Source organism: Nocardiopsis alba (assembly GCF_000710955.1).
Taxonomy (GTDB): Bacteria; Actinomycetota; Actinomycetes; order Streptosporangiales; family Streptosporangiaceae; genus Nocardiopsis; species Nocardiopsis alba.
Genome location: NZ_BAZE01000006.1, coordinates 20166 through 43981, shown reverse-complemented (window position 1 = coordinate 43981; position 23816 = coordinate 20166). Strand labels below are relative to the sequence as shown.

Sequence of the window (23816 nt, the reverse complement as noted above, 5' to 3'; positions counted from 1 at the left end):
GGGGGACGGCGTGGAGAGGCCCGGGGCGGTCCGTGCCGGGACCGCTGCCCGCACGCGGCCTAGAGTGGGGGCATGGCGACAGCGGCTGAGACCAAGGACACCCCGACCGTCCCCGAGGCGGTCACCCTCCTGCTCGTGAGGCACGGCATGACCGACGCCACCGGTCCCCGGCTGGCGGGCCGGGCCCCGGGGCTGCACCTCAACGACACCGGCCGGGCCCAGGCCGTCGACCTGGCCGGCCGGCTGGCCGGCCTGACGCCCGCGGCCCTGGTCTCCAGCCCCCTCGAACGCTGCCAGGAGACCGCCGAGGCCCTATCGGAGCGGATCGGCGTTCCCATCACCACGGACGAACGCTTCGTGGAGTGCGACTACGGCTCCTGGACCGGCCGTTCCCTCACGGAGCTGGCGGAGGAGCCCCTGTGGCGGGTGGTCCAGGATCACCCCAGCGCCGTGCGCTTCCCGGGCGGCGAGTCCCTCGCCGCGGTCTCGGCCCGGGCCACGGAGGCGGTCCGGGACTGGAACGGGCGCCTCCTCGCCGAGGCCGAGGGGACCGCGGGCTCCCCTCCCGTCTACGTGGTGTGCGGACACGGGGACGTGATCAAGGCGATCGTCGCCGACGCCCTCGGCGTCCACCTGGACCTCTTCCAGCGCATCCGGGTGGACCCCTGCTCGGTCACCTCCATCACCTACACCCGGACCCGACCCTTCCTCAACGGGCTCAACGAGACCGGGCGGCCGCTGGCCGGCGTCCTGCCCACGGCGAGGGAGGCCGGGGGCGACGCCCCGGTCGGAGGCGGGGCCGGAGGGGCCGAGGAACCGGCCTGACCGGTCACCGGAGAATCGCACCCCGCCACCGTCATCCCGTAAGGTTCAGTCATGCCCGTCTTTCAGTTCAATCCGCCGGAACGGTTCATCGCGGGGACCGTCGGTCGGCCCGGGGACCGCACCTTCTTCCTCCAGGCAGTGGGGGAGGGTCGCATCACCAGCGTCGTGTTGGAGAAGGCCCAGGTGGAGGCCTTGGCCACCCGTATCGAGGAGCTTCTGGAAGAGGTGAACCGCCGGTTCGGCACCCCGCCCGGCGATGAGACCGCGCCCGAGGACGACGGCCCTCTGGAACAGCCGATCGAGCAGGACTTCCGGGTCGGAACGCTCGCCCTGGCCTGGGACGCCGAGGCCGCGCGCGTCATCATCGAGGCCCAGGAGATCGACGAGACCGCCGGCGAGGAGTTGGTCGAGGACGACGAGGACGAGTTGGAGGTCTTCGCGGAGGAGGCCCCGCCCCACCGTGACGTCCTGCGGGTCTACCTCACCCCCGGCGAGGCGCACGCCTTCGCCGTCCGCGCGCTGAAGGTCGTCTCGGCCGGGCGTCCCGACTGCCCGCTGTGCGGGCGTCCGTTGGACCCGGAGGGGCACATCTGCGTCCGCCAGAACGGTTACCGTCCGGACCGCCTCGTCTGACCTTGGACACCGACGACACCACCGGATCCCGGCCCGCCGAGGCGCCGGGATCGGGCCCCTCCCCGGCCGACTTCGACGGGATCGACCCCGCCGAGGCCGTGTCCCTGTTGCGCGAGGGCGAGCTCACGGTGGAGGGGCGGTTGACCTCCGCGTCCAACGCCACGCTCTACTGCACGATCTCCGACGGCGTCCGTTCGGCCGCCTGCGTCTACAAACCGGTGGCGGGGGAACGGCCGCTGTGGGACTTTCCCGACGGCACGCTGGCCGGCCGTGAGGTATCGGCCTACGCCGTCTCCGAGGCGCTGGGATGGTCGGTGGTCCCGCCCACCGTCCACCGGGACGGCCCCTACGGCGAGGGCATGGTCCAGCTCTGGGTGCACGGCGACACCACCGTCGACCTGATCGCCCTGTCCAGGGAGACCGGGCACGTGGGGCTGCGCCGTATGGCGGTGCTGGACACGGTGATCAACAACTCCGATCGCAAGATCGGGCACCTGTTGCCCACCCCCGGTGGTCATCTGTACGGGTGCGACCACGGAGTGTCCTTCGCCGAGGAGTACAAGTTGCGCACGGTCCTGTGGCAGTGGCGGGGCGAGCCTCTGACCGAGGAGGCGCTGGAGGCGCTCACCCGGCTGCGGGCTCGGCTGGAGGACGCGGAGGACCCCTTGTCCGTCGAGCTGGCGCGCCATCTGACCGGCCCCGAGGCCTACGCCGTGCGGGCCAGGGTGGAACTGTTGCTCCACCATCGTGTCCACCCCTACCCCTCGCCGGATTGGCCCTCGGTACCGTGGCCGCCGGTCTGACCCGGAACGGGCGGATGGACCGGGTGTGAGCAGTGTCTAACACCCGACCTGCGACTACCGGGGGGTAGGAATGGCGTCGCCCTCACCCCGCCCGGCACAATGGTGTCGTGAGCAACGAGTGGAACTACCTTTTCGACATGGACGGCGTGCTCGTACGCGAGGAGCACCTGATCCCCGGCGCGGACACGCTCATCGCGGAGCTGCGCGAGCAGGGGACCCCGTTCATGGTGTTGACGAACAACTCCATCTACACCCCGCGTGACCTGCGTGCTCGACTGCTCAACACGGGGCTGGACATCCCGGAGGAGTCCATCTGGACCTCCGCGCTGGCCACCGCCCAGTTCCTTCAGACCCAGCGTCCCGGCGGTTCCGCCTACGTGGTGGGAGAGTCGGGCCTGACCACCGCGCTGCACAACGTCGGCTACGTGATGACCGAGCGCGACCCGGACTACGTGGTGCTGGGGGAGACCCGTACCTACAGCTTCGAGGCCATCACCCGGGCCATCCGGCTCGTGCGCGGCGGGGCCCGCTTCATCGCGACCAACCCCGACGAGACCGGCCCCAGCGCCGAGGGGCCGCTGCCCGCGACCGGTGCCGTGGCGGCGCTGATCGAGAAGGCGACCGGTCGACGTCCCTACTTCGTGGGCAAGCCCAACCCGTTGATGATGCGCTCGGCGCTGCGTCGGATCGGCGCGCACTCGGAGAACACCCTGATGGTCGGCGACCGGATGGACACCGACGTGCTCAGCGGGCTGGAGGCCGGGTTGCAGACCGTCCTCGTGCTCTCGGGCATCTCGGACCGGGACACCGCCGACCACTTCCCCTACCGGCCCACCCGGGTGATCGGGTCGGTCGAGGAGCTGGTGGGGCACACGCAGGACCCCTTCCAGACGGCCGAGGGCTGACCAGGGGGACCCCGGACACGACGGCGGGGGCGGTGGACTCCACGTCCATCGCCCCCGTTCCGTCGTCTCAGGCGCTCTGCCGCTGCTTGGCGATCTCCTCGACCTTCGCCGCCTCCTCGCGGCGTCGGGCTCGGAGCAGTTCCAGCCGTTCGGCGAGGACCTCTTCCAGGTCCTCCATGCTCCGGCGTTCGAGCAGCATGTCCCAGTGGGTCCGTACCGGCTTGGTGTTCTTGGGTTCCTCACCACCGCCGTCGCGCCGCAGCGCGCGGTCGCCGCAGAAACGGCATTCCCATTCGGCGGGGATCTCGGCCTCGGTCGCGAAGGTGACCGAGAAGCGGTGACCCCGGGTGCAGTCGTATGTGACCTCCTGGCGGGGAGCCAGGTCGGTGTTGCGGTCGTTCTCGTAGCTCGTCGCCCCGAGCCGGGTGCCGCGAAGTGCTCGCTCGGCCATCGTGTGGGTGCCTCCAGGCGCTCGTGCGGTCTCGCGGGGTGTAACGCGTCGGTCCACGTCAAGATTCCCCGCTCACCTGAGGTCGAACCACCCCGAAGTGGGCGGGTGCCCCGCGTGTGCCGTGGGAGCCGGAGAGAGCGGGCTCCACGGCACCGGTGACCTGAACCACCTTAGGGGGCGACCATCGAAAGTCGCCTCACCGCCCTCGGCATGGCACGAAGTGTCGTACGCCGTTTCCCCGTTCACCCGGATCCGTCCCGTCGACGCAGTTCGCGATATGCGCGCGGCGAATCGGAACGGTGTTTTCCGAGGTATTGCGAGTGTGGTTCCCAAAGGCCCGTCGAGCGCCGGAAGCCCTGCGGTGACGGACGTACAGAGGCCTTCCCGGGGGAATGCATTGTTCATTGGCGCGATATGAGAGGCCGGAGGGTTTGGTGGTATGTTGTCTCGCTGTGTGCTGAAAATGCGGGTCGGAGTATTCTTTGTCCCCGCTCTCGGCGCATCTTCGCACGTGGATCGCGGTTTTCTCCAGGCCTGACCTTCGGCGTGCGCGAAGAATGACGACGCGGCCGGACATGGAGCCCCATGACTGCTGGACCACCACCCCCCGGTGGAGCATCGTCTCCGAAGTCCACGGCACCACGATGGCTCCTGATGCCCGCGCTCATCGCGCCGCTCTGGGGCTGGGCGCTGTGGGAGACACGCTCCGAAGGGTCGCTCGCCGTGCTCATCGCGGGCGGCCTGGCACTTCTGCTCGCCCTCGTGGCGGCACTTCTGCTCGCGGCCCGCGATCGGCGGATCGCCGAACTGCGCTCCCAGGTCGACAGGGTGCGCTCCGACACGGTCGCCCTCTCCGAGGAACACCTGCCCCGCCTGGTCGGACGGCTGCGCGAGGGAGATTCCGCGGAGACCGCCCTGCACAGGATCACACTGCCCGAGGACCCCGGCGTCGCCGGCGCGCTGCGGACCGCCGCCGCCGAGATCGCCCTGGCCGAACGTCGGCGCTCCGCAGCGATGGCCGCCTGCGCCACCGCGGCCGGCCGGGTCCAGGCCCTGACGACCACCATGCTCGCCGACCTCCGTCAGATGCAGGAACGCCATGGCGGAGCGGAGAGCGGTCCCGACGTCCTGGGCGACCTGATGCACCTGGACCACGTCACCGCGCAGACCGGACGTGTGGCCGACAGCATCGCCGTGCTCACCGGGGCCCGCTCCGGCAGGCGCTGGAGCCGCGCGATCCCGATGGAGAGCATCCTGCGCGGCGCCATGGGCCGGATCGGCGCCTATCAGCGGGTCCGGACCCACAGCGTCTCCCGGCTGGCGGTGGCCGGGTTCGCGGCCGAAGGCGTCATCCACGCCCTGGCCGAGATCCTCGACAACGCCGCCAAGTTCTCCCCGCCCACCGCCGAGGTCCACGTGCACGTGGAGGAGGTCCAGGCGGGCGTGGCGATCATGGTCGAGGACGGCGGACTGGTCATGGGCGAGGAGGCCCTCGGGCGCGCTCGACGCGCGGTCGAGAACGGGCTGGACATCGCGGCCATCTCCGGAACCCGTCTGGGCCTGTCGGTCGTGGGACAGCTCGCCCGACGCTACGGCCTCTCGATCTCCTTCCGTTCCTCCTCACGCGGTGGAACGGCCGTCGTGATGCTCCTGCCCCAGCGCATCATCAAACCGCTTCCCGCCTCGACCGGCCCCACACCGGTCGTCTCCTCCTCACCGTCGGCCACGCCCCGGCCGGACGACACGTCCTCGGACGAGGACACCGACACCCCCTCCGCAGACGCCGGGTCCACGACCCTCCTCCCCAACGGGCTGCCCCGGCGCCGTCGGGGACGGACCCTCGCCGCGGCCGAGCGCGCCCGTCCCACCCTCGCGGAGAGTGCGCCCCGGACCCCCTCCAAGGGGTTCGGCGCGTTCCGTGAGGCGGTGCGGGGCCAGGGACCGACCGACCCCTTGAAGGAGACATGATGGATCTCAAGAAGCTGACCTGGCTCCTCGAAGGCCTCACCGAGCGCACCCCCGGTGCCCGTCACGCGCTCGTGCTCTCCCGAGACGGTCTCAAGCTCTGTCACACCGCGAGTCTGGACGTCGACCGGGCCGACCACCTCTCCGCGATCGCTTCGGGGGTGCAGAGCCTCGCGCACAGCGCCTCGATCGAGTTCGGCGACGGCGGGGGCGGGGTCCGTCAGGCGATGGCCGAGTTCTACGGCGGTCTGCTGTTCATCGTCGAGGCCGGACACGGCACTCATCTGGCCGTCATCACCGACGGGGAGGCCGAGCCCGGGCTGGTCGGTCACAACATGAACGAGCTGGTCGAGCAGATGGGCGAGCACCTGACCACCCCGGTCCGTGCCGGGACCGAGACGGCATGAGCCGGTCGCACCGGGACGAGGGGCCGGACCGGCTCTACGTCATCACCTCCGGGCGCAGCGGCGGCGCCGACGAGGCGTTGGATTCGGTGACCCTCATCGTCGCCGAGAGCGCCCCCTCGCCCGGAATGCAGTCCGAGCACGCCGCCATCCTCGAGCTGTGCGCGAGCCCTGTGGCGGTGGTCGAGGTCGCCGCCCACCTGCGTCTGCCGGTGGCGGTCGTGCGCATCCTGCTCACCGACCTCATCGACACCGGTCGGGTGACCGCCCGTCATCCGGCCTCCGCGCCCACGTGGGCGCACCCCCTCGCCTCGCCGGACGTGTTGGAGAAGGTGCTCGTTGCGCTCCACAAGCTCTGAACCCGCGGACGTGGACGGGGTCGGCCCGCCGTCGTCCCCGCTTCCGGACACCGCCTCCCAGGCCCTGAAACTCGTCGTCGTCGGAGGGTTCGGCGTCGGCAAGACGACCATGGTGCGCTCGGTCAGCGAGATCCGTCCGCTCGACACCGAGGAGACGATGACCAGGGCCGGGGCCGGGGTCGACGACCTTCAGGGTGTGGAGTCCAAGCACACCACCACCGTCGCCTTCGACTTCGGTCGCATCACCCTGGACGCCACCTCGGTCCTCTATCTCTTCGGCGCTCCCGGCCAGGAACGTTTCTGGTTCCTGTGGGAGCGCATGTTCGTCGGTGCCCTGGGGGCGGTCGTGCTGATCGACACCCGCCGCCTGGAGGACTCCTGGTACGCCATCGACCGGTTGGAGGCGCAGGGCACCCCCTTCGTGGTGGCGCACAACGACTTCGGGGCGACCGCCCACTCCCTGGAGGAGGTCCGCTCCGCTCTGGACCTGGACCCGACCGTCCCCCTGCTGCGCTGCGACGCCCGGGACCGGGACTCCGCCAAACAGGTCCTCATCTCCCTCGTCCACCACGTCCGTTCCCTGGTCGAGAAGGGGGCCGGGTGACCTCCGGCCCCGCGCCCCCCGAGGAGACGAGTCCCTCCGGACCACACCCCTGATCCCGTTTCCGGAGCCCGACGGGCTTCGATCGACCTAGACGTGGAGAAGAACCCCCTGTGCCCACCGACGAACCGGTCAAGCTGTACACCCCGGAGTTCCGGGAGGACACCGCCGTCTCCTTCCGGCGGTTGAGAGAGCGTCACGGACCCGTGGTCCCGGTCCTCATGGAGGGAGACCTGCCGGCCTGGCTGGTCATCGGATATCGAGAGCTCCACCATGTGCTCACCACCCCCTCGGTCTTCGCCCGGAACCCGAGCCGATGGAACGCCTGGGACCGGGTGCCGCCGGACTGGTCGATGATGCCGGTCGTCATGCCCCTGCCGAACATGCTCTCGGCCGAGGGGGAGGAGCACGCGGCCCGGGCCCGGGCGGTCAACGCCGCGTTGGGCGGGGTCGACCCGCACGAGCTGGGCGTGGTCACCGAACGGCTGGCCGACCGGCTCATCGACGCCTTTCGAGGATCGGCGGAGACCGAGCTCATCACCACGTACGCCGACCGGCTGCCGGCCCTGGTCCTGTGCTGGATGTTCGGTCTGGACGGCGAACGGGGCGACCGGCTCACCTCCGTGATGACGACCGTCTTCGACGCCGGCCCCCGGGTCATGGAGTACTACATGGAGATGGCGACCACGGTCGGAGGCCTGGTCGCCGAGCGCAGGGCCCGGCCGGGGCCCGACGTGGTCTCCCGTCTGGCGGCCGACCCGCGCGGCTACACCGACGAGGAGATCGTCCCCGAGCTGCTGGCCATCCTGGGCGGAGGCCACCAGACCACCAGCGCGTGGATCGGCAACGCGCTGCGCCTGATGCTCACCGACGACCGTTTCTCCGCGTCCTTCTCGGGAGCCCGCAGCAGCGTGGGGGAGGCGCTCAACGAGGTCCTGTGGGAGGACTCGCCCTCCCAGATGCAGGCCGGACGCTACGCCGCCCACGACGTCGACCTGGGAGGTCGGCGGATCCGTGAGGGGGACATGGTCCTGCTCGGCTACGCGGCCGCCAATCAGGACCCCGTGGTGCGCTCGGCCCGAGGGCGGGACGAGCGGGCCAACCACGCCCACCTTTCCTTCTCCCACGGCGAGCACGGTTGCCCGTACGCGGCCAGGACGATCTCCGAGACCATCGCGGCGACCGCGGTCGAGGTCCTCCTGGACCGGTTGCCGGACGTCGAGCTCGCCGTCGCCCCCTCCGAGCTCCGTTGGCGCCCCTCGCCCTGGCTCCGCGGGGTCCAGAGTCTTCCCGTCACCTTCACCCCCGCGAGCCCCGAAGGAGCTCTTTGATGCCCTGTCCCGTGCAGCACAACGCCGACGGAATCCCCCTCGTCCACGCGATCCCCGACGACGTCCAGGCCGATCGCGAACGCCTCCACCAGGAGGGTCCGCTGACCCGGGTCGAACTCCCCGGCGGGGTCATGGCGTGGGCCACCACCCACCACGAGGTCAGTAAGCAGACCCTCAACGACCCGCGCCTGGTCAAGAGCGTCGACCACTGGGCGGACTACCAGAACGGCGTGGTCACCAAGGAGTGGCCCCTGATGGCCACCATCCCCACCGACGGGGTCAACATGCTCGCCCTGGACGGCGACGCCCACCGTCGTCTGCGCACCCTCACCGCGGCGCCCTTCTCGGCCCGGCGGGTGGAGCGGCTGCGTCCGCGCATCGAGCGCCTGACCGCCCTGTACCTGGACGCCCTGGAGGAGCGGGCCCACGAGCCCCAGGATCTGAAGTCCCTGTTCACCTTCAAGGTGCCGATCGGCGTCATCGCCGAGCTGTACGGGATCGAGGAGAAGGAGGGCGTCGACCTCGGCGAGATGTACGCCAAGCTCTTCTCCGGCACGACCGAGCCCGGCGAGCACATCGAGATCTACGGGGCCCTGTTCCAGTTCTTCACGGAGGTGGTGGCCCGTAAGCGCGCCACCCTGGACGAGTGCGACGACTTCACCGCCGACCTGATCAGGACGGGATCGGAGGGCGAGGACGGCCTCGACGACATGGAGATCGTCGTCACCCTGCTCACGGTGGTCGCGGCCGGACACGAGACCACGGTCAACCTGCTCACCAACGCGGTCCGGGCGCTCCTCAAGCACCCCGAACAGCACGAGCTGCTGAAGAGGGGCGAGGTGAGCTGGGAGGACGTGGTCGAGGAGACCCTGCGCTACGACCCGCCCAACAACGTCATGATGTTCCGCTTCGCCACCGAGGACATCGAGGTGGCCGGACGGACGATCAAGAAGGGCGAGGCCCTGATGACGCACTACGGGGCGGCGACCCGCGACCGCGCCGAGTTCGGCGAGGACGTGCACGTCTTCGACCCGAAGCGGACCCGAGGCCGCCACATCACCTTCGGCTACGGTCCGCACATCTGCCCGGGCGCCCCGCTGTCCCGGCTGGAGGCGGGGATCATCCTGCCGATGCTCTTCGAGCGTTTCCCGGACCTGCGCCTGGCCGTTCCGGACGAGGAGCTGGAGGTCGTCGCGGCGCTGGCCAGCAACAGCCTCAAGGAGTTCCCGGTCGTCCTGCGGCCCCGGGACGCCTGAGAAAACGTGTGAGATGGGCCGTCCCCGTCGGGGCGGCCCACGTCACGTTCCGGCCAGGGGATGATCAGAAATCGTCTAAAAGCGTGTGAAACCGGACAGTAGATGGGTCTCATCCCCGAGAATCGGCATTCCTGGTGTCGTTCCCGGCGGGGGGTATGAGTACATGTCGGAACGTGGCGCGGCGGCGGCCCTCGTCCTGCTCCTCCTCGCCACGGCCTGCGGGCCCGTCGAGGAACACCCCGGATCGGGGAACCCGCTCGAAGACGCGCCCGGACCCACGATGAGCCCCCCGCCGGCCGACGAGACCGGACCTCCCGAGCCCGGGAAGGACGAACGTCCCATCGGAAACGCCGCCGAACCCGAGGACGCCACCGAGTACATGATGGCCCTGGCCCGCTTCGACGACCCCGAGGCGATGCGACGCGGGACCGCGTTGGCGGTCGAGGACTCCGCCGCCCACCTCTATCTGCGCCACTTCGCGCAGGTCGCCGCCGCCCTCGACGAGGCGGGGGAGATACCGGACGCCGCCTCGGTGGAGCCCGACGCCGACGGTTTCGAGGTATGCCCGGCCGAGCCCGCGCCGGGCACCTGTGCCCGCTTCACCGACTTCACCACCGAGGAGGGGCTGGTCACGGGATTCCGGATCGACGACATCGACCCGGGGGAACGGCTGGTCTCGGCCCAGGACACCACCGCCGGCTCCGCGGGGGTCGAGGCCCGACTGATCACCGCCTACCGGTCGATCACCCGCGACGACCTCGTCGTCACCGCGGAGTTCACCACCACCGACGACGCCGATCTCGACCTTCCCGGAGCCTCCTACACCACCACCGACGGAGAGCGCAGACGTGCCTCCGAGGCGATCGGCGATCACCACCTGGAGGCGGGCCGGACCACGCAGACCATGCTCGCGTTCCCCGCCGGCACCCCGCTCGGAGGCCGACTCGCGGTCGGCGGCTGCCTGGCCGAATGCTCCTCCCGAGTGGACCTGGAGATCCCGGTCGGTTGACCTGGGCCGAGAACGGGGACGGGGCGCCGACGAACGTCGACGCCCCGTGTGCCCGCGGCGGGTGAGGGGTCAGCCCCCGACCCCGGAGGGTTCCGCCTCGTCGGGTGCGGGTTCGGGTTCGGGGGACTTCCTCCGACCGGAACCCAGGACCTCGAAGAAGACGTTGAGCAGCAGCGCGGAGATCGTGGCCGTGACCACCCCCGAGCTCAGGATCATCGAGGCCCAGTCCGGGAAGGCGGAGAAGAACGTGGGCGAGGCGATCGACAGGATGCCGAGTCCGAGGGAGACCGCCACGATGATCAGGTTGTTGGTGCCCTCGTAGTCCGCCTTGCCCAGGGTCTGGATACCCGCCGCGGCCACCGAGCCGAACAGCACCAGACCGGTGCCGCCGAGGACGGCCGAGGGGATCACCGCCACGATCTGACCCAGGAACGGGAAGAGCCCCATCGCGACGAGGAACGCCGCCCCCGTGGCCACCACGTAACGGCTCTTGACCCGGCTCAACGCGATGAGACCGATGTTCTGGCTGAAGGTACTGCCGGGGAAGGAGTTGAACAGCGGACCCACGACCGCCATGGCGGCGTCGGCGCGGAGGCCGTCCGCCAGACGTCGACCATCGATCCTGCTGCCCACGACCTGGCCCACGCCGAGGATGTCGGCCATACCCTCGGCCAGGATCACCACCATCACGATCGACATCGTCACGATCGCGGCGACCTGGAACTCCGGCGGACCGAAGTGGAAGAAGGCGGGCAGGGAGAAGGCCGGCCCCTCGCCCACGGAATCGAGGTCGAGACGGCCCAGGGACGCGGCGAGCAGAGTGCCCAGCAGCATGCCGATGAGGATCGCCGAGCGGTTCCACGCACCGCGCAGGACCTTGGTCAGCACCAGGATGATGGCCAGGGTCGCCCCGGCCAGGAGCATGTCGACGCCGGTGGGCACGCCGTCCTGCCCGCCCTCGGTGATCCAACCGACCGCCACCGGCATCAGCGTGATGCCGATGATGGTGATGACGCTGCCGGTGACGACCGGCGGGAAGAAACGGATCAGCCCGGCGATGACCGGCGCGATGAGGATGCCGAAGAGCCCCGCGACGATCGACGCGCCGAAGACGACGGGCAGGCCGTGGGAGTCGCCGATCGCGATCATCGCGGTGACCGGGGTGAACGAGGTGCCGATGACCAGCGGCATCCGGATGCCGAAGCGCCACACGCCGAGTGTCTGCACCAGGGTCATCAGGCCGCTGACCAGCAGGGCCGCGCTGATGATGAGGGCGGTATCGGTCGGGTTCAGGCCCAGGGCGGCGGCGACGATCAGCGGCGGGGTGATGACGCCCGTGTACAGCGACAGGATGTGCTGGAGGCCGTAGACGACCATCTGCCGAAGCGGTGGTCTCTCGTCCTCGGGGCGCTCGTCGACCGCGCGGCCCCGGTCGTCGGAGCGGGTGTCCGTGCCGCCCTTGGGGAACTTCATCGTGGCTGGGCCTTCCGGGGTGGTGCGGTGCGGGAGGGCGCCGAACACGGAGGCCGTGTCGTCGCGCGCCGGGCTCGGAACATGACGCCGAGCGGTCAAATCATCGGATGATCCGAATCAACATGCAAATTCGGGGTGAACGGTTGTAGAAAGACACCAATGCCCTCCGTTTCGAATTCGCTCCCCTCCGTATCCGTCCCGGGGCGTGCGCATGGCCTCCGCCGCGGTCCGCACACGCTTCACATCGCCCTCCACCGGGGGACTCCGGCCTCTCCGGACTCCCCTGAGACGACGACGGGGCCGGCCGCGGCACACCCCGCGACCGGCCCCGTAACGTGACGAAGACCGCTTTCGACGCCCGCCTCGACGGGCTTCCCTACCGGGTCCGCGCGACCCTGGACTCGTCCCACACCGGCTCGTCCGACTCGTACACGCGACCATCCGCGCCGAACACCACGAACCGGTCGAAGCCCCGGGCGAACCAACGGTCGTGCGTGACCGCCAGGACCGTCCCCTTGTAGGCGTCCAACGCCGACTCCAACGCCTCGGCCGACACCACGTCCAGGTTGTCGGTGGGCTCGTCCAACAGCAGCATCGTCGCCCCCGACAACTCCAGCAACAGCACCTGGAAGCGGGCCTGCTGACCGCCCGATAGCGTGTCGAAGGTCTGCTCGGCGCAGAGCGCCAGTTCATAGCGGTCCAGGGCACGACCAGCCTCGTCGCGGGGCACCCCCTTACGGGTCCCCGCCCCGTTGTGCAGGATGTCCAGGAGCGTGCGTCCGACGAACTCCGGATGCTCGTGGGTCTGGGCGAACCACCCCGGCAGTACCCGGGCGCCCAGACGGGCCCGCCCGGTGTGCGCCACCGGCTCCACCCGCTCGCGCTCCTCCTCCGGGACCTCCGAGGACGCCGGATCGTCCCCGCCCCGGGCGAGCAACCGCAGGAAGTGCGACTTACCGGAACCGTTGGACCCCAGGACACCGATCCGGTCGCCGTACCAGACCTCCAGATCGAAGGGGCGCATCAGCCCGGTCAGCTCCAGCCCCTCGCACACCAGGGCCCGTTTGCCGGTCCGTCCCCCGCGCAACCGCATCCGCAGGTTCTGCTCCCGAGGAGGGCCTTCGGGCGGCCCCACCTCCTCGAAACGTCGCAGGCGGGTGCGCGCGGACTGATAGCGGGTGGCCATGTCCGAGTTGTAGGACGCCTTCTGCTTGTACATGGCCACCAGGTCCCGGAGCTTGGCGTGCTCCTCGTCCCAACGGCGACGCAGCTCCTCCAACCGGGCGAACCTCTCCCGCCGGGCCTCGTGGTAGGTGTCGAAGGAACCTCCGTGCACCCACGCGCCGTTACCCGCCGGGCCCGTCTCGACCGTGACGATCCGATCGGGGACCCGACCGAGCAGCTCACGATCGTGCGAGACGAACAACAACGTCTTGGGGGAGGAGAGCAGCGCCTCCTCCAGCCACCGCTTCCCGGGAACGTCCAGATAGTTGTCGGGCTCGTCCAACAACAGCACCGGTGCCGGCCCGCGCAACAGCGCCTCGACGACCAGACGCTTCTGCTCGCCCCCGGACAGGGTGCGCACCTCACGCCACCGGCAGCCCATGTACGAGACCCCGAGCGCCGCCTCACAGCACTGGTCCCACACCACCTCGGCGTCGTAGCCTCCCGCGTCGGCGTAGCGGGTGATCGCCTCGGCGTAGCGCATCTGGGTCCGCTCGTCCTCGGAGACCATCATCGCCTCCTCGGCCCGCTCCAGCTCCGCGTGGGTCCGGCGCACCGATGGCGAGGAGACCGACACCAGCAGTTCGTGCACGGTGGTCGCGTCCCGCACGTGCCCCACGAACTGCGGCATCACCCCGAGCTCGCCGGTCACGGTCACGGCTCCGGAGCCGGCCCTCGCCTCTCCCCGGATCAGCCGCAACAGTGTGCTCTTACCGGAACCGTTCGCGCCGACGAGTGCGGTCCTGGACCCCTCGCCGACCTTGAACGACACCTCGTCCAGCAGCACTCTCCCGTCCGGGAGCGTGTAGGTGACCCGGTCGACGTCGATATGGCCCACGACCGTACCCCTCCTCATGACCTCGCACGGTCTTCCGTGCCCGGGAAGATTTCCATGCGAGGGGGCCGCGGGGCAACGGCTTTTCCCGTTCGACGGTCGGAGACGGAAGACAAGGACGGCCCCGGTGGCGGGACCGCCGTGACCAGGGGGTAACGTGCCGTTCGCCCGGAATCGACCTTCCTCACCGGGCGGGATGCGGAAGAAGTACACGATGACGGTCATCAAGCAGGTCGCCGACTTCGTCGGCCGATGGTTCGCGGTCCTGGTCCTGGCGGGGGCGCTCGTCGGGCTCGCGCTGCCCTCCCAGGCGGCGCAGATCACCCCGCACGTATCCCTGCTGCTCGGCGTCATCATGTTCGGCATGGGCCTGAGCATGCGCCCGGCGGACTTCCGGATCGTGGCCCGCCACCCGGGCGCCGTCCTGCTCGGCGTCCTCGCCCAGTACACGATCATGCCGCTGCTGGGATGGGGCATCGCCCACGCGTTCGGGCTGCCGCCCCTGCTGGTGGTCGGCATGATCCTGGTGGGCGCCTCGCCAGGGGGTACCTCGTCGAATGTCATCGTGTATTTGGCCAGGGGAGACGTCGCCCTGTCCGTGGCGATGACCTCCATCTCCACTCTGCTGGCGCCGTTCATCACCCCGCTGCTGGTCCTGGCCCTGGCCGGCTCGACCCTGGACGTCTCCGCCGGGGACATGTTCCTGTCCATCCTCCAGGTCGTGCTACTCCCGGTCGTGGGCGGTCTCCTGCTGCGTACCTTCGCCGGACGCCTGGTGGCCGGGATCCTGCCCGTACTGCCCCTGATCTCGGTGCTCGGCATCGTGCTGGTCGTCACCGGGGTGGTCGGAGCCAACGCCGACGCCGTCATGACCACCGGACTCCTCCTGGGGCTGGCCGTGATCGCGCACAACACCCTCGGCCTGGCCCTGGGCTACCTGGTGGGTCTGGCCGGGCGCCTGCCCGAGACCGGCCGTCGCGCCCTGAGCGTCGAGGTCGGCATGCAGAACTCGGGGCTGGCCGCGAGCCTGGCCACCGCGCACTTCGAGCCACTCGCCGCCCTACCCGGAGCGCTGTTCTCGGTCTGGCACAACCTCTCCGGGGCCGCCGTGGCCACCTTCTGGGCCCGCCGTCCCCCGGCGACCGAAGGAGACCGGGAGGAGACCCCCGCCCCCTGAGCCTCCGGGGTTGCCGGGCCGCCGGAGCGCGTGGCAGGCTCTGCCTTCCACATCCCCCGAACACGAGGACGGATACGCGTGGCCGCCCGTAAGAAGAAGCGCAAGCCCGGTAAGGGAAGGAACGACATCCGGCGGGGACCCACCCGCGACCCCGGCCCCACCGGCAACGTCGGCTGTTACTTCCTGCTGATCTCGATGCTCGTCATCGGACTGGTGATCGTCCTGTTGGAACTGTTCACCTGACCCGCCCGCGCCGCGCTTCGGGACGAAACCGTCCCGAAGCTGCGAAACCTCCGGGCGGCGAGGAGAGGTTTCCCCGCGAACCCGGGACCCACACCGAGTGGCCCTGTCCTCAAGCGGCCGGCGATCATCACCGAAAGTCATGGACCCATCACGATGCGCCTGTCAGGGTGGTCGTATGACCGAGCGACACCGTCTCGTGGTCCCCTGCTCCGGGTTCCTCGTACTCGCCCTGCTCTCCACCTCGGGGGTGTTCGTCGAGCGACTCGTCAACTGCACGGCCACCGGGCCACCACCCCGGATCACGGCCGCCGCCACATGCTCGGGCGAGCGGAGGCGCACACCCCGCGGTCACGTCCCCCGATGGCGTAGGCCCCCCTACTGCACCCACCACTGACCAGGGAGTACCCGTGAAACCCAGAAGACCCGGTCGTTGACCTTCCGCCCGGGGCCTGTGCCGGATCCCGGGCGGACCGCCGACCCCCGTCAACGAGTGACGGGGGTACCAACACGGGAATCTGCCGGAGACACTCGAGGCTCAACGGACCGGACGGGCCCCGCCGAAGTCGAGGCCCGAGGGGCCCCGAAACGAGGGAGGCCCCACACGTCCCGCCCCTCCGGGTCGTGAACGGCACCGGGAAGGTCGGGAACTGTCCCGAGAATCGCAAGAGAGCCTTCGAAGTAGTACCCGAAGGGTTTAGGGCAAAGAATTTCCAGAATCCCAGAACCCGGCTCTGAACTGTGATAACGCGAAATCCACCAGTGGCCGTCCGTTCGATCCGCCGCCCTTGCGCACGGAGGAACACGCGGTGTTCGGGGGGAATTCATCCACGCTTCGACCCCTCCCACGGCCCCCGGGACGTCCCCCTCGCGCCCCGGGAATCGGATGTCGGATACTGGTGCGCATGGCGATCATCTACAAGGCCGTACTCGACCCGGACAAACCGACCCTGATCGGTGCATGGCTCGACGGACGGTCATGGGCCGGAGACGGCCCCACCGAGATCCTCGGCTCCTACCGGTTCGACGACCCCGAAGGCGAGGTCGGAATCGAGAACTTCCTGGTCCGACGTGGCGAACGACTGCTCCACGTGCCGCTGACCTACCGCGGCGCCCCTCTCAGCGGCGCCGAGGAACACCTGGTCGGCACCATGGACCACTCCGTCCTCGGAGAACGCTGGGTCTACGACGGCACCGGCGACGAGACCGCCGTCGCCTGCTTCCGCCGAGCCTTGGAGGGCGCGCAGGAACAGGCCGCACTGGAGATCCGGGACGGAGACCGCGAACTCGGGACCAGGGAACAGACGGTCCTGATCTCCAGGGAGACCGACGGTCGGACCTCCGGCGAGGGACGCGTCGACATCCCCCACGTCCTGGATCGGGCCACCGAGGGCCCCACGCGACTCGTCGCCCGCTGGGACGGCGGCCGGGCCGTGGTCGCGACCCTGGGCTGACCTCCGCCCCACCGACGGCATCGCCCCCGGGGCGTCGTGTCGGTGGGGTGTGGTTGTCTCTTCCCATGGCTGTCGAGATCGAGCGGTTCCTCAGATTGGTCGACGCGCTCCCGGAGAGCACGCACCAGGACTCGGAGCGGTACACCACTTTCAGGGTGCGGGGCAGACCCTTCGGCTACCTGTGGCCCGACACCGCCACCGTGGGCCTCAAACAACCCCTGTGGGAGCAGGCCGCCCTGGTCGCCGAACGCCCCGACGTCTTCGAGGTCCAGTTCACCACCGGCGAGTTCGGCTGGGTGGTGGTCCACCTCGACGGCATCGAACTGGACGAACTCGGCGAGCTCACCCTGGAGGCCTGGTACCTGACGGTGCCCGACGAACTCCGGGAGAGCGCGCCGACCCCCGCCGCCCTGATCTCCGCCTGACCCCGCCCGTCACCCCGGCACCGATCCCGAACTGCTCCAGGGACCTCGGATCAACCCGTCACCGGGTAGGCATGGAATCCCTCACGCCCTTCGGCCGGCTCGATCGCGATCGAGCCATTGGTCATGACAGGTGCGGCTCCCGGGTTCAAGACCAGGTCCGACCCGTCCTCGAGATCGAGAATGATCGGCTTCTCCCAGGCTTCCAGATCCGTGATCGTCGCGTAGAGAACACCGTTGTTCGTGCTCACCGGTTTGATGGGGCGGCGCTCCGAGTCGTGCGAGAACCATTCGACCCAGAGCACCTCTCCTTCGACGGCATCGATGTTGACCAGGGTGAGACCGGGGTCCTCCGCCCAGCACGTCACATTCCTCGTTCCGTCGAAACCACACGTCGCCTCACCCCAACCGAGACGGGGCGCCGAATCCGCGGTGAGAGGGTCGTGATTGATGCTGAAGTCCGCGATTCCGGTGGCCGTATCGAAGAGCGCGATCGTTCCTCCACGGGTGTCCCGGTCCCAGGGGTTCCTGCTGTAGGAGGCGATGGCATAGAAGCGCCCGGGGCCCGCGGAACGTACGCTCTGCACCTGGTATCCATTGAGCGATCCATGGGCCATGACCATCTCTCCCGGATCGGGGTCCGTGTCCAAGAGGTCGGAGTACTCGTTCCTGGCCGCTTGGGAGTGAGTGGCGTGATCACCTTCCTCCCAGGTCTCCCAAAGCCTCTCGCCGGTGTCGACGTCGATTCCGTGCAGACGATGGACATCGTAGAGATCGGTGTCGGAATCCTCCGAGGTCGCTACGAGCACACCACTCTCATCAACGAAGCGCGGTGTTACGTGCGGTTCCGACCATGAGTGGCTTCCATCCTTCAGAACGAGGGAGTGCGCCCCTTGGTCGCTCAGAATCACTGAGTCGTTCGCCGCTCCGATGATCCTTCCCGAAAAGCCTCCCTCGGCCTCGGCGACGATGTGCCAGAGCGTCTCGCCTTCGAAGAGGTCCACGGCGAGCACCTCGGACATGAGACGGTCTCGGCTCGTACCCTCTCCGGGAATCCTTGTCTCGAAGGTTGCGATCGCCAGAACGGTGTCCGAGTGTTCCACGGTTCGAACCGAACGCGGGGTGGTTCCACCGTGCTCGGTGGTCGTGATCCACATGGGGGTGTCGTCCACGACGTTGTGAGCACGCAGGCCCTGCTCGCTCGCATGGACGACGATGGGCCCGAGGATGTCGATAGAGGAAAGTCCGCCTTGTCCGCTCAGGACATGGGGGGCGCCGCTCTGGTCGAAATCCAACGCCGGAAGGAATTCATCGAATTCTAGGGCCTCCATCCCCGGGGCCGCGGTTTCCGTTCCGGTTCTCGCCTCGGGCCCCACGGAAGTACAAGCGGAAGCGGTCAGCAGGGCCATAGCGGCCAATGAGGGGGACAGCCACCTTGTGCGCGAAGTGCGGTCGGTCGGCACTCGTTCTCCTGAGGGTTCGGGGGTACCACGCGTGATCGTAGGGGAACCGGTCTCGGAAAACGTGCTCATGCGGAAAAGGGCGCCTGGACCTCTCCTGCGGAGAACGGAGGCGCGGGCCCCTTGCCCGGGGCGATCCTCGTGACCGGGGCCGGCGGGGGCAGGGGTGTGTGACACGGGGGTGGAGGGAGAGTCACCCGTGAGGTGATACCGCGTTCCGATCTCGTGGGCCACAGTGGTGGCGGCCCGTCCCCCTCTGGTCATCGACCCCCGGAGGCCCTGTGGCGCATAACCAGGCCTGTGCGAACGCCAGGAACCCCGGCTGCTCGTGTTCGGGTTGCGGAGGCAGCCTGCACGGGTGGCCGGGCCACCTGGATCTGGCGAACGAGTACCCGGAAGAGCGCGAGAGACGTTATGAACAGGCTTACCGGGAATGGTGCCGCGAGGTGGGCACCGAGGAACGGGAGCGCCGTCGACGACTGGCCTCGCCGACCGAGGGGATGCTCCACTCGGCCACCACGATGGCCAGGATCGACATCGCAGGCCACCTGGCCGCCCGCCCCGCCACGGTGGCACGGATCAGAGAGCTCGGCCTCCGACTCAATACGCACGCCTTCGTCCACGTCCGAGTGGAGGCGCGTCGTCGCTCGGTCACCCGCCCCGAGACGGCGGACATCTCGCGGGTTCTGCCCGGACATTTCTGGTGTTCCCTGCTGACCGTGCTCGTGGAAGCCGCCGACCGGTGGGGGCGGGTGATCGACAAGGTGCCCGTGTACGCCCGCGAGCTTGTGGAGGAACGGACGCCACCGGGTTGGGGCGCGGCGCAGGAGGCGATCGCCGACACCGCCCTGGAGGCGGTGTGGCGTTGCGTGGTGGAACTTCTGGGGCTGCGTCCCCCGGAGGAACTCCTTCTGGTCATGCGGGTCCTGGCCCTCTTCGTCTGCCCTGATCCGGGCCGACATCCCGAGCTGCTGCGGGTCTGTCTGTCGCCGCTGCAACGCGGTGTTCTCCAGGAGACGACGACGATGCTCCTGCGACAGAGTCTCGTCCGTCCGTAGAGGTCACGGTCCTCTCACCGTCCGAGGAGGGGTGACAGGTCGACGGAGGGGGCACCGGTGTACTCCACCCCGGGTTCGGGCGGGACGGGTTCGCCGGAGACCGCGTCGGTGCAGTGGGCGTCGAACATCTGGGCCTCGTCCAGGGGGATCAGCCCGGAACGGTCCACCCGCCAACCTCGGACGAGCCGGGTGGGGGAGCGCCTCTCACCGTTCGGGCGGGGGAGGGCGTCGACGAGGGTGCGCACGACCAGGCCGGCCGGAGCCCCGCGGAGCAGGGCCAGGTGGAGACGTTCCACGACCTCGGGCCGTTGGACGTCGAAGGTCCGGCCTCGCCGTTCGATGGTGGTGGTCATCGTATGACCGGTGTTCAGGGTGAGGAGATGGTGTCGGCCGGGCACGTCGCGGAGGAGGGTGCGGAGCAGCGTGTGCGCTGCGGCGGAGAGCATGTTCCCAGTCTGCGCCGCCGAAGTGGACCGGATCGGGTTGTCCACAGGCCGGATTCAGTCGATTTCCGGAGGGCCGGGGCGGGGCGGAACGCCGGCCCAGATGGCGGAGAAGAGCTCCGACACGACGTCGTAGAGGAGACCGGGGGCACGAAGGTAGAGGCAGGGGGAGTTCCTGCCGTGGTCGTGTCGTGAGTAGAAGGTCAGGTAGGCGGCCTGATCGGTGAGGACGATCCGGTGGGAGTGGGGAAGGTCGAACAGACGCAGCTCCATGTTCGGCCGTTTCCTTCCCACCTCGTCCAGATAGTCGATGTTGGCGCCGATCTGATCGCGCAACAGGTGCTCGGTCACCCCCGGATCGGTGGTGCTCAGGGCTTCGGCGCGTTGCCGTAACCAGTGGCCGGAGCAGGTGTCGGGGTCGGGCAACAGCAGCTGTACGGGGACGGGGCGCGTGGCCCCGGCGGACCAGAGCGGGGCGAACACGTCACGGGTGAGCGTGTTGCCCCGCCCTGTCAGGACCTTGACCCTGCGGGCCCGGGCCAGGTCCTCCGCCAGATCGGCCTCGGCGAGACGCTGTTCGCGGTACACGCGGTGGACACCGGTACCCGTGAGGCGCGCGAGCAGGGAGATCGCCCACCACCGGGGGCGGGAGGCGCGGGCCCAGCCGAGCGCGCATACGAGGGCGGTGGCGAGGAGCGAGCTGAGTACACCGAGGCCGAAGGCGGTCATGTGATCCCCTCCATCAAGGGAGTGTCATCGTGGAGGCCCGGTCAGCACAGGTAGGGGAGCAGTTCCCGGGCGACGTGCGCGGCGTTGAACGCGGCCAGCTCGTGGTGGTCGTCGTTCTTCTCCTGGTCGGCGTTGTCGGAGATCCCCCGTACCACCACCCAGCCCGGGTTGGGAGAGGAGCTCACCGAGTTCTCCTGCCAGTACTGGCTCAGACCGCCGGACTCCATGTCGACCGCCAACACCTTGTCGTTGTAGTGCTTCAGGTAGCGACGCTCGTCGGCGTTGCGGTCGGCGATCACGGCCTCGCCCGATCCGACGAGACCGTGGAGCACCTCGAAGGTCCGCTTGCGGTGACCGTCGATCTGGCCCCGGATGCCGGCGGGGGAGCCGTGGTCGGTGAAGTAGGCGTTGACCGCGTGGACCATGCGCGCGGGGGTCTCCCGTTCCTCCCCTCGACGCTGTACGTCGTCGGCCTTGATCTTGCGGGAGTCGTAGTACACGATCCGGGTGGAGACGATCACGTTGCCGACCCGGGCGTCGACCGGGTCGAGTCCGCCACCGATCCCGACCAGGAGCCACAGGCGGGGGGAGTAGTGGTGGCGCAGGTGGTCCAGGGTGGACATCGTCGATCGTTGCCCGGGGCTGTGTGTGCGGGCGGCCACGACGGAGAGCGGCCCGCTCTCCGTCTCCACCGTGCCGGTGTTGAAGAAGAGGCCGTCGCGTCGTTCGCTTCGTTTCAGGCCGAAACGGTCGACCACCGCGCGCATCTCCTCCGGCAGGATCGTGACGACGCCGACGTCGGCGTGCCGTGATCCCTTCGGGTTCTCGATGCCCTCGGCCGGTGCCGAAGGGGTGGGGGTGATCCGTCGGTTGTCGACGTGGGCGCCGTCGCCGACGACGTTGCTGTTGTGGTTCTGACCTCCAAGGTTGACGATGCCGCTGTTGGTGCTCGGAAGATGGTTCGGGATCATGCCGCGTTTCCGTTCTGTCGGGGTCCGTTGTTCTGCTGGGGGGCGTGGTTCTCGACGTGGGCGCCGTCGCCGACGACGTTGCTGTTGTGGTTCTGACCACCGAGGTTGAGAATTCCGCTGTTGATGATCTGCGTCGCGCGGTCGTCGAACTCGGAGATGTCGACGCCTCGGGAGCACAGGAAGTCACTGGTGGCCTTGAGCAGTCGCCGCTCGATGTTCTTCATGTGGCCGAGGAGACGGATCTTGTCGAGCTGGACCTTGTTCCACTCCTGGGCCTTCTCCTCGCGAATGCTGAGACGACTGGCGATGGAGACGTTCCGGGTGGGGGTCAGGGTCGGGTCCGGTCGGCGAGTGACGAGCCGCCTGGCCAGATGCCAGGGATAGGAGACGATCCGCGGGAGGCGCGTGACCTCGCGGGGCAGACGGGTCAGGGAGCCGAAGGCGGCCGAGAGGACGGCGCGTTTTCCGCTCTGGCCGTACTCGCCGCCCTTGCGGAAGTGGTCCGGTGTCCGTGTCAGCGCGCAGGCGGCGAAGACCAGGCTGAGCGTGCGACCTCGGAGGCCGACCTGGAGGAGGACCGTGGCCATGAGTTCGGTCCCCGCGTCGGGAACGCTCACCTCGAGGAAGTGGTACAGGTTCGGGTCCTGGGAGTCGATGATCCGACGCATCGACGCCTTGTCGATCTTCCCTTTGAGCAGGGCGCGGTCGTCGGAGAGATCCGAGTCGGCCACGTACACCCGGTCTCGGGCGTTCACGGGGAGGCGGACGTCCTCGTCGTCCCCACGGAGCTGGTCGACGGCCTCGCGCAGGTGGTCCACCAGCTCGTGGGGTTTGAAGGGCGGATAGCGGTGCTCTCGTAGGGAGAGGGGCTGGTCGTCGCTTCCGGGCCGCAGGAGCTGGATGGTCATGGGCGGGTTCCACTGGTGGATGAGCTCGCCCGCACCGATGAAGGGTGATTCGTCGCCGAAGAGCGTGAAGACGGAGCTCTCCTCGTCCTCCTTCCCCTTGTGCTCGGGGCGGCGATAGACGACACAGGGGTGGTCCTGTTGTTCGGCCACGATCGTGGCGCGGGCGGAGAGCCTCTTCGGCCGGAGGGCCTCCTTCCGTTGGATCCCGTTGAGCCATATCTGGCGGACGATCCCGACGAGGACCGTCACCACGAGGACGGCGCAGCCCCATCGGCCCGCGAGGATCGCCTGCGCGGGTGAACCGAAGCCCAGGCCGAGCATGAGGAAGGCGATGATGAGCGCCGCGATCCCGACGCGTTTGAGCTTGAGGGTCTCCTCTCGGACCCTCCAGTCCCCGGTCGAGGGGAGACGCAGGGGGCGTCGGCGGTGGAATCGACGTTTCTTCCCTCGACGGGGCGTCAGCGGGTCCTCGGTCCGGGAGATCTTCGCCGAAAGGGCGACTGCGCGGTCCAGGAGGTGGAGGAGGAAGAATCCGCCCACCATCAGCGCGGTCGTCACCGTATGTCCGAACAGGAACGGCACCGCGACCGAGCTCAGCAGGGACAGCCTCAGGAACGCGGTCAGATGGGCGGCCAGCCAGGCGTGGTGCATGACGGGTACGAGGTCGAACCCGTAGGAGGGGGCCACCCGCCGACGTGGGGCCGTGCAGACCTCCCGGATGACGAGATCGCGAAAACCCTCGTCGACGTGGACACCGGCGCACAAGTGCCGTGTGGTGTTGAAGGGCCCGGATTCGGAGGTTCGCCGATCCGGGGGCGCGAGGAGGGTGGGCATACCGTTCCCTGTCTCGAAGGGGGTTAAGGTCAACGAGACCATAAGT

At 69.2% G+C, this 23816-nt stretch carries 25 protein-coding genes; 17 read left to right on the top strand and 8 right to left on the bottom strand.

Features of this window, described 5'->3' with window-relative positions:
- The first annotated feature begins 72 nt into the window (after positions 1 to 72).
- The 4 genes from TR33_RS12685 (at position 73) to TR33_RS12670 (ending at position 3166) form a co-directional block, all read left to right on the top strand.
- Positions 73 to 825 (top strand): MSMEG_4193 family putative phosphomutase, encoded by a 753-nt coding sequence (locus tag TR33_RS12685; protein ID WP_017535720.1) that lies wholly within the window; start codon positions 73 to 75, stop codon positions 823 to 825.
- Positions 826 to 876: 51 nt separating this feature from the next.
- On the top strand, positions 877 to 1458 hold the full coding sequence (locus TR33_RS12680; protein ID WP_017535721.1) for a DUF3090 domain-containing protein: 582 nt from the start codon (positions 877 to 879) through the stop codon (positions 1456 to 1458).
- A gap of 2 nt (positions 1459 to 1460) precedes the next feature.
- Positions 1461 to 2261 carry an SCO1664 family protein gene (locus TR33_RS12675; protein WP_017535722.1) on the top strand — a complete coding sequence of 267 codons (801 nt, stop codon included), beginning with the start codon at positions 1461 to 1463 and terminating at the stop codon, positions 2259 to 2261.
- A 137-nt stretch (positions 2262 to 2398) separates the two neighbouring features.
- Complete coding sequence (locus TR33_RS12670; RefSeq protein WP_042283525.1) at positions 2399 to 3166, top strand: HAD-IIA family hydrolase; 768 nt, start codon at positions 2399 to 2401, stop codon at positions 3164 to 3166.
- Between the two features lie 67 nt (positions 3167 to 3233).
- On the opposite strand, the gene TR33_RS12665 is transcribed toward TR33_RS12670, so the two are convergent.
- Complete coding sequence (locus tag TR33_RS12665) at positions 3234 to 3617, bottom strand: RNA polymerase-binding protein RbpA (RefSeq protein WP_017535724.1); 384 nt, start codon at positions 3615 to 3617, stop codon at positions 3234 to 3236.
- Positions 3618 to 4271: 654 nt separating this feature from the next.
- Here TR33_RS12665 and TR33_RS12660 point away from each other — a divergent pair.
- The 7 genes from TR33_RS12660 to TR33_RS12630 all read left to right on the top strand — a co-directional run bounded on the left by TR33_RS12660 (position 4272) and on the right by TR33_RS12630 (position 10542).
- Positions 4272 to 5585, top strand: a complete 1314-nt coding sequence (locus tag TR33_RS12660) for an ATP-binding protein (protein WP_014909546.1) — start codon at positions 4272 to 4274, stop codon at positions 5583 to 5585.
- Positions 5585 to 5989 carry a roadblock/LC7 domain-containing protein gene (locus tag TR33_RS12655; RefSeq protein ID WP_014910217.1) on the top strand — a complete coding sequence of 135 codons (405 nt, stop codon included), beginning with the start codon at positions 5585 to 5587 and terminating at the stop codon, positions 5987 to 5989. The genes TR33_RS12660 and TR33_RS12655 overlap by 1 nt, the downstream gene beginning before the upstream one ends.
- On the top strand, positions 5986 to 6345 hold the full coding sequence (locus TR33_RS12650) for a DUF742 domain-containing protein (protein WP_014908978.1): 360 nt from the start codon (positions 5986 to 5988) through the stop codon (positions 6343 to 6345). The genes TR33_RS12655 and TR33_RS12650 overlap by 4 nt, the downstream gene beginning before the upstream one ends.
- Positions 6326 to 6949: a GTP-binding protein gene (locus TR33_RS12645; RefSeq protein ID WP_026125214.1), complete on the top strand. Its 624-nt coding sequence runs from the start codon at positions 6326 to 6328 to the stop codon at positions 6947 to 6949. Before TR33_RS12650 ends, TR33_RS12645 begins: the two co-directional genes overlap by 20 nt.
- A 110-nt stretch (positions 6950 to 7059) precedes the next feature.
- Positions 7060 to 8277, top strand: a complete 1218-nt coding sequence (locus tag TR33_RS12640) for a cytochrome P450 (RefSeq protein WP_014912542.1) — start codon at positions 7060 to 7062, stop codon at positions 8275 to 8277.
- Complete coding sequence (locus TR33_RS12635) at positions 8277 to 9533, top strand: cytochrome P450 family protein (protein ID WP_017535729.1); 1257 nt, start codon at positions 8277 to 8279, stop codon at positions 9531 to 9533. Before TR33_RS12640 ends, TR33_RS12635 begins: the two co-directional genes overlap by 1 nt.
- A gap of 163 nt (positions 9534 to 9696) precedes the next feature.
- On the top strand, positions 9697 to 10542 hold the full coding sequence (locus TR33_RS12630; RefSeq protein ID WP_017535730.1) for a hypothetical protein: 846 nt from the start codon (positions 9697 to 9699) through the stop codon (positions 10540 to 10542).
- A gap of 69 nt (positions 10543 to 10611) precedes the next feature.
- Here TR33_RS12630 and TR33_RS12625 read toward each other — a convergent pair whose 3' ends face one another.
- Both TR33_RS12625 and TR33_RS12620 read right to left on the bottom strand, forming a co-directional pair.
- Positions 10612 to 12015, bottom strand: coding sequence for a nucleobase:cation symporter-2 family protein (locus tag TR33_RS12625; RefSeq protein WP_017535731.1), 1404 nt, complete (start codon positions 12013 to 12015; stop codon positions 10612 to 10614).
- 376 nt (positions 12016 to 12391) lie between these two features.
- Positions 12392 to 14077 carry an ABC-F family ATP-binding cassette domain-containing protein gene (locus TR33_RS12620; protein ID WP_017535732.1) on the bottom strand — a complete coding sequence of 562 codons (1686 nt, stop codon included), beginning with the start codon at positions 14075 to 14077 and terminating at the stop codon, positions 12392 to 12394.
- A gap of 211 nt (positions 14078 to 14288) precedes the next feature.
- On the opposite strand from TR33_RS12620, the gene TR33_RS12615 reads away from it, so the two are divergent.
- The 5 genes from TR33_RS12615 to TR33_RS12605 all read left to right on the top strand — a co-directional run bounded on the left by TR33_RS12615 (position 14289) and on the right by TR33_RS12605 (position 17370).
- Positions 14289 to 15251, top strand: a complete 963-nt coding sequence (locus TR33_RS12615; protein WP_017535733.1) for a bile acid:sodium symporter family protein — start codon at positions 14289 to 14291, stop codon at positions 15249 to 15251.
- Positions 15252 to 15329: 78 nt separating this feature from the next.
- The gene (locus tag TR33_RS26885) at positions 15330 to 15494 is read left to right on the top strand and encodes a hypothetical protein (RefSeq protein ID WP_014908821.1); all 165 of its coding nucleotides are present in this window, start codon (positions 15330 to 15332) and stop codon (positions 15492 to 15494) included.
- Positions 15495 to 15669: 175 nt separating this feature from the next.
- Entirely contained in the window at positions 15670 to 15888 is a 219-nt protein-coding gene (locus tag TR33_RS26595; RefSeq protein WP_152472941.1) for a hypothetical protein, read from the top strand.
- A 508-nt stretch (positions 15889 to 16396) separates the two neighbouring features.
- Complete coding sequence (locus TR33_RS12610) at positions 16397 to 16945, top strand: maltokinase N-terminal cap-like domain-containing protein (protein WP_026125215.1); 549 nt, start codon at positions 16397 to 16399, stop codon at positions 16943 to 16945.
- Between the two features lie 65 nt (positions 16946 to 17010).
- On the top strand, positions 17011 to 17370 hold the full coding sequence (locus TR33_RS12605) for an MmcQ/YjbR family DNA-binding protein (protein WP_014911566.1): 360 nt from the start codon (positions 17011 to 17013) through the stop codon (positions 17368 to 17370).
- Between the two features lie 50 nt (positions 17371 to 17420).
- On the opposite strand, the gene TR33_RS12600 is transcribed toward TR33_RS12605, so the two are convergent.
- Positions 17421 to 18776: an outer membrane protein assembly factor BamB family protein gene (locus TR33_RS12600; protein WP_159068784.1), complete on the bottom strand. Its 1356-nt coding sequence runs from the start codon at positions 18774 to 18776 to the stop codon at positions 17421 to 17423.
- A 497-nt stretch (positions 18777 to 19273) separates the two neighbouring features.
- Here TR33_RS12600 and TR33_RS26380 point away from each other — a divergent pair, with 497 nt between their 5' ends.
- Positions 19274 to 19885: a hypothetical protein gene (locus TR33_RS26380; RefSeq protein WP_017535736.1), complete on the top strand. Its 612-nt coding sequence runs from the start codon at positions 19274 to 19276 to the stop codon at positions 19883 to 19885.
- Between the two features lie 14 nt (positions 19886 to 19899).
- Here the strand turns inward: TR33_RS26380 and TR33_RS12590 are convergent, their stop codons facing one another.
- From TR33_RS12590 to TR33_RS12575, 4 genes are read right to left on the bottom strand one after another with little or no spacing between them, the layout of a single operon-like run.
- Positions 19900 to 20331 (bottom strand): hypothetical protein, encoded by a 432-nt coding sequence (locus TR33_RS12590; RefSeq protein ID WP_014911231.1) that lies wholly within the window; start codon positions 20329 to 20331, stop codon positions 19900 to 19902.
- 54 nt (positions 20332 to 20385) lie between these two features.
- On the bottom strand, positions 20386 to 21057 hold the full coding sequence (locus TR33_RS12585; RefSeq protein WP_042283265.1) for a hypothetical protein: 672 nt from the start codon (positions 21055 to 21057) through the stop codon (positions 20386 to 20388).
- Between the two features lie 41 nt (positions 21058 to 21098).
- A complete protein-coding gene (locus TR33_RS12580) occupies positions 21099 to 22028 on the bottom strand; it encodes a 5'-methylthioadenosine/S-adenosylhomocysteine nucleosidase family protein (protein WP_042283264.1) in 930 nt (309 codons plus the stop codon).
- Positions 22025 to 23770, bottom strand: coding sequence for an AbeC-like domain-containing protein (locus TR33_RS12575; RefSeq protein ID WP_017535738.1), 1746 nt, complete (start codon positions 23768 to 23770; stop codon positions 22025 to 22027). The genes TR33_RS12580 and TR33_RS12575 overlap by 4 nt, the downstream gene beginning before the upstream one ends.
- Positions 23771 to 23816 lie beyond the last annotated feature (46 nt).

Coding starts and splice junctions, on each gene's coding strand:
- TR33_RS12685 (WP_017535720.1), top strand. CDS start 73: ATGGCGACAGCGGCTGAGACCAAGGACACCCCGACCGTCCCCGAGGCG.
- TR33_RS12680 (WP_017535721.1), top strand. CDS start 877: ATGCCCGTCTTTCAGTTCAATCCGCCGGAACGGTTCATCGCGGGGACC.
- TR33_RS12670 (WP_042283525.1), top strand. CDS start 2,399: ATGGACGGCGTGCTCGTACGCGAGGAGCACCTGATCCCCGGCGCGGAC.
- TR33_RS12665 (WP_017535724.1), bottom strand. CDS start 3,617: ATGGCCGAGCGAGCACTTCGCGGCACCCGGCTCGGGGCGACGAGCTAC.
- TR33_RS12660 (WP_014909546.1), top strand. CDS start 4,272: ATGCCCGCGCTCATCGCGCCGCTCTGGGGCTGGGCGCTGTGGGAGACA.
- TR33_RS12655 (WP_014910217.1), top strand. CDS start 5,585: ATGGATCTCAAGAAGCTGACCTGGCTCCTCGAAGGCCTCACCGAGCGC.
- TR33_RS12650 (WP_014908978.1), top strand. CDS start 5,986: ATGAGCCGGTCGCACCGGGACGAGGGGCCGGACCGGCTCTACGTCATC.
- TR33_RS12635 (WP_017535729.1), top strand. CDS start 8,277: ATGCCCTGTCCCGTGCAGCACAACGCCGACGGAATCCCCCTCGTCCAC.
- TR33_RS12630 (WP_017535730.1), top strand. CDS start 9,697: ATGTCGGAACGTGGCGCGGCGGCGGCCCTCGTCCTGCTCCTCCTCGCC.
- TR33_RS12625 (WP_017535731.1), bottom strand. CDS start 12,015: ATGAAGTTCCCCAAGGGCGGCACGGACACCCGCTCCGACGACCGGGGC.
- TR33_RS12615 (WP_017535733.1), top strand. CDS start 14,289: ATGACGGTCATCAAGCAGGTCGCCGACTTCGTCGGCCGATGGTTCGCG.
- TR33_RS26595 (WP_152472941.1), top strand. CDS start 15,670: ATGACCGAGCGACACCGTCTCGTGGTCCCCTGCTCCGGGTTCCTCGTA.
- TR33_RS12610 (WP_026125215.1), top strand. CDS start 16,397: ATGGCGATCATCTACAAGGCCGTACTCGACCCGGACAAACCGACCCTG.
- TR33_RS12605 (WP_014911566.1), top strand. CDS start 17,011: ATGGCTGTCGAGATCGAGCGGTTCCTCAGATTGGTCGACGCGCTCCCG.
- TR33_RS12600 (WP_159068784.1), bottom strand. CDS start 18,776: ATGGCCCTGCTGACCGCTTCCGCTTGTACTTCCGTGGGGCCCGAGGCG.
- TR33_RS12590 (WP_014911231.1), bottom strand. CDS start 20,331: ATGCTCTCCGCCGCAGCGCACACGCTGCTCCGCACCCTCCTCCGCGAC.
- TR33_RS12585 (WP_042283265.1), bottom strand. CDS start 21,057: ATGACCGCCTTCGGCCTCGGTGTACTCAGCTCGCTCCTCGCCACCGCC.
- TR33_RS12580 (WP_042283264.1), bottom strand. CDS start 22,028: ATGATCCCGAACCATCTTCCGAGCACCAACAGCGGCATCGTCAACCTT.
- TR33_RS12575 (WP_017535738.1), bottom strand. CDS start 23,770: ATGCCCACCCTCCTCGCGCCCCCGGATCGGCGAACCTCCGAATCCGGG.